Origin of the sequence: Pararhodospirillum oryzae, assembly GCF_007992075.1 — a bacterium.
Taxonomy (GTDB): Bacteria; Pseudomonadota; Alphaproteobacteria; order Rhodospirillales; family Rhodospirillaceae; genus Pararhodospirillum; species Pararhodospirillum oryzae.
The window spans coordinates 1-3,329 of record NZ_BJZO01000153.1 but is presented as its reverse complement, the minus strand read 5'-3'; the positions used below and the strand labels follow the sequence as shown (position 1 = coordinate 3,329).

At 64.3% G+C, this 3,329-nt stretch carries 2 protein-coding genes, 2 tRNA genes and 1 pseudogene; 2 read left to right on the top strand and 3 right to left on the bottom strand.

Annotated features, from left to right (window positions below):
• The 3 genes and pseudogenes from ROR02_RS17305 to ROR02_RS16100 all read right to left on the bottom strand — a co-directional run.
• Window positions 1-297 (bottom strand): annotated as a pseudogene (locus ROR02_RS17305) (DUF2497 domain-containing protein); the annotation flags it as partial.
• Between the two features lie 216 nt (window positions 298-513).
• Window positions 514-1,959 carry a TolC family outer membrane protein gene (locus ROR02_RS16105; RefSeq protein ID WP_147165061.1) on the bottom strand — a complete coding sequence of 482 codons (1,446 nt, stop codon included), beginning with the start codon at window positions 1,957-1,959 and terminating at the stop codon, window positions 514-516.
• A gap of 190 nt (window positions 1,960-2,149) precedes the next feature.
• Complete coding sequence (locus ROR02_RS16100; RefSeq protein ID WP_147165060.1) at window positions 2,150-2,800, bottom strand: protein-L-isoaspartate O-methyltransferase family protein; 651 nt, start codon at window positions 2,798-2,800, stop codon at window positions 2,150-2,152.
• 268 nt (window positions 2,801-3,068) lie between these two features.
• On the opposite strand from ROR02_RS16100, the gene ROR02_RS16095 reads away from it, so the two are divergent.
• Together ROR02_RS16095 and ROR02_RS16090 are read left to right on the top strand one after the other, a co-directional pair.
• Window positions 3,069-3,142: transfer RNA gene (locus tag ROR02_RS16095), tRNA-Cys, on the top strand.
• 77 nt (window positions 3,143-3,219) lie between these two features.
• Window positions 3,220-3,294, top strand: a tRNA-Asn gene (locus ROR02_RS16090).
• Window positions 3,295-3,329: the final 35 nt, after the last annotated feature.

Below are 3,329 nucleotides of genomic sequence, written 5' to 3'. Positions count from 1 at the left end.
CGGAGGGGGAGGCGGCGGCGGGGGCTTGACGGCCATGTCGTCGGTCAGCTCCAGCACGTCTTCCTCGGGTTCCGGCACCGGGTCTTCCAGGACCAGGGGTTCGTCCTCCTCGGATCCTCCCACGTTCCACGTGGAGGCATCCGGCTCGGGTTCGGGCTCCGGCTCCGGCGGCGTGAAGACGGGAGGGGGCGGCGGGGCAGGCTCCTCGGCCTTTTCCTCGTCCTCGGACAGAATCTTCCGGATGGAAGCCAGGATATCCTCCATGGAGGGTTCCTGTTGCGCGTTCGGTTCGCTCATGGTCCTCGGCTACCCGGCCTGCAAGATTTCGATGACACTGGTTCCAACACCATCGTTACCATAAAGGATCGTCTGTAAACACTCTCTTACCCGCGCTAGCCCCTAAAGGGCGGGGACCCCCGTATCGGCATAAAAAAAAGCGCCTTCCGAAAACCGGAAGGCGCCTGGGGTGGCGTCCCGCGCGAAACGCGGGCGCGAAGGAAAAAACAAGGGGGATCAGCGGGTCTGACGAACGGTGCTGACGTTCTGGTCGCTCACGTCCTGGGTGATATCCAGATCCGCGCCAAGGCCGGCGTCCTTGGTCGCCCACTCGTTGCCGCCGAACCACTGCCCCCGGACCTGTTCGTAGTGAACGTCGGGGTCGTGCAAGGGCACCTGCAAGCCCAGACGATCGGCCGTCATGCCGCCCAGGGCCGACAGCACCTGATAGGTATAAATCGAGGCGTCCCGCTGGGCGCGCGCCAGATTAACTCGGGACGTCAGCAGTTCCTGTTCCGCGTCAAGGACATCCAAGGTCGTGCGCGATCCGACCTGTGCTTCGCGCTGGACCCCTTCCAGGGCGATCGAGGCGGCCTCGATCTGGCTCTGGTAGGAGGTGACCCGGGCGCGGGCGCTTTGCAGGTTCTCCCACGAGGAGGTCAGGCTTTCCACGGTCGCGTCGCGCTGCTCATCCACCTGGACCCGGCGTTGACCGGCCCGGTGCTTGGCGTCGCGAATCTGCGAATAGACCGCGCCCCCCTGATAGAGAGGCATGGTCAGGACCACGCCGGCCTCCATTTCGTTGGTGTCCATGTCGTAGGTATACTGACCGTAATTCCACGAATAGGAAACCTGGGCGGCCAGGGTCGGCAGCAGCTTGCCACGCTGGTCGCGGATATTGGCCTGAGCCCCTTTCCACGTGTATTCGGCCGCGATGATGTCAGGGTGCGAACGCCGCGCGATATCAACGGCGTCGTCGAAGGTCTGGGGCAGATCCGTGAAAGGGGCGGGAGCCTCCAGGGTGCCGGCGGGCGGATGGCCGATGACGCGCTCGTAATTGGCGCGGCTGGTTTCCAAGGTGCCTTCGGCCGCGATGCGGTCGGCGATGGCGCCGGCCAGGCGAGACTCGGCCTGGGCCACGTCGGTCCGGGTGATTTCACCCACCCGGAAGCGGTCGCGGGCCGCTTCCAGCTGACGGGTCAGGACTTCCTCGTTGTTCCGGTTAAGCTCCAGCACGGCCTGATCGCGAATGACCGTGAAATACGCCTGGGCGGCGTTGAGCAACACCGTCTGTTCGACGGACTTCAAGGTGGAGCGTTCGGCCTGGACGTCGGCCTCGGCCTTTTCGGTTTCGGCGGTGGTGCGGAACCCACGGAAAATATTCTGGCTTAGCACGACGCCCAAGGAACTGGGGTTGGTATCCACCCCCTTGGCGCCCGGATGATAGCTGGTGAGCTTGTAGGCCGTATCACCCTTCAAGGTGACGGTGGGACGCCAGTTCGACAGGGCCTGCGGCACTTCTTCATCGACCGCGCGACCCAGAATCCGCCGGGCCTGCAAGGTCGGGTTGGTCTGGTAGGCGGACTCCAGGGCCTGCTGAAAGCTCTCAGCCTGGGCGGCGGCGCTCCAGCCCGTGCTGGCGGCCAGCACCGAGGCGAGGGCAATGGAAACAGACTTTTTCATGATCTTTCTCTCGAAGTGCCCAGTCATGGGATCGGCCTCGCACACCGAGGGACGGTAATGAAACAAGCCCCCCCCGCCCACATTGCAGGGCGTCACCTTGGTTCTTGCCAGTGTGCACGATCACGCGTCAGGTGCAACGCAAAATGTCGTGAACCGTTTAAGGCGTGTTTCGAGCACGCCGCCACGGGTCCTAAAAGATGAAGGAAGGGGCCGGCTCGAAACCGGGAAGAAGGGGGGCGTCGGTATCGAAAAGAGTCCGCTGCCCAAAGGCGTTGCCATGCCGTTCAACGACAACCAGCCGTCCCACGGGGCCTTCGCGCAGCACGGCGACCAGGCGCCCGCCGTCGGCAAGCTGGGCGCGCAGGGGCGCGGGAACGTGGGGAATGGCGCCGTTGACGATGATCAGCGAGAAAGGCGCCTGGCGGGGGCATCCCTCGGCCAGGGGGCCGGTGATGACCACCGCGTTGTCCACGCCCAGTTCGATGAGGGTGGATTCAGCCTTGGCGGCGAGATCCGGATCCGACTCCAGGGCGACCACGGTGCTGACCATGCGCGAGAGCACGGCCGCCGAATAACCGGTCCCGGTTCCGATATCGAGCACCACGTCCTCGGGAACGATTTCGGCGGCCTGCAGCAGGCGGGCCGTGATCAGGGGTTCCAGAACGAAGCGGCCCTTGCCCAGGGGAATGTCCTCGTCGACATAGGCAACGGCGCGCATGGCCTTGGGGGCGAACAGCTCGCGAGGCACGTTCCCCAGGGCTTCCAGAACCAGGGGGTCGCTGACCCGGTTAGGCATGATCTGGCTTTTGACCATGTTCAGACGTGCCGTGCTGGTCTCCATCGCATCCCTCTTGCGCCTTGGGTCGGTCCGGTGGCGTCCGCCATGCCGGCGGACGCGTGAGTCTCCTTGTCGGGATTTATACCGGGACAGGCCCGCCCTGACAACGCCGCGCAGGCCGCCATTCCTCGCGAGCGCCGAAACGACAAAAAGCGCGAAATCAGGTGTTGACCATGCCGCGAGGCCTGCGTATAAGGACGCCCTCGCTGCGGTCCACACCGCGCGACGGACTGGTTGCTCCGGAGTTTGGCTCCGTCGCAAACAGGTCCTGGGCCGGATGGCAGAGGGGTTATGCAGCGGACTGCAAATCCGCGTACGTCGGTTCGAGTCCGGCTCCGGCCTCCAGGTTTCCGTAGCAAGGCGAGGGTTTTTCCGGAGTCCCTTTCGGGATGACGGGGCGTAAGGGTAAGGTTTTGCTCTGATCCGGAGTAGCTCAGCGGTAGAGCAACCGGCTGTTAACCGGTTGGTCGGGGGTTCGAATCCCTCCTCCGGAGCCATGAAAAAAAGGCAGGTTCTGACGTGGGCCTGCCTT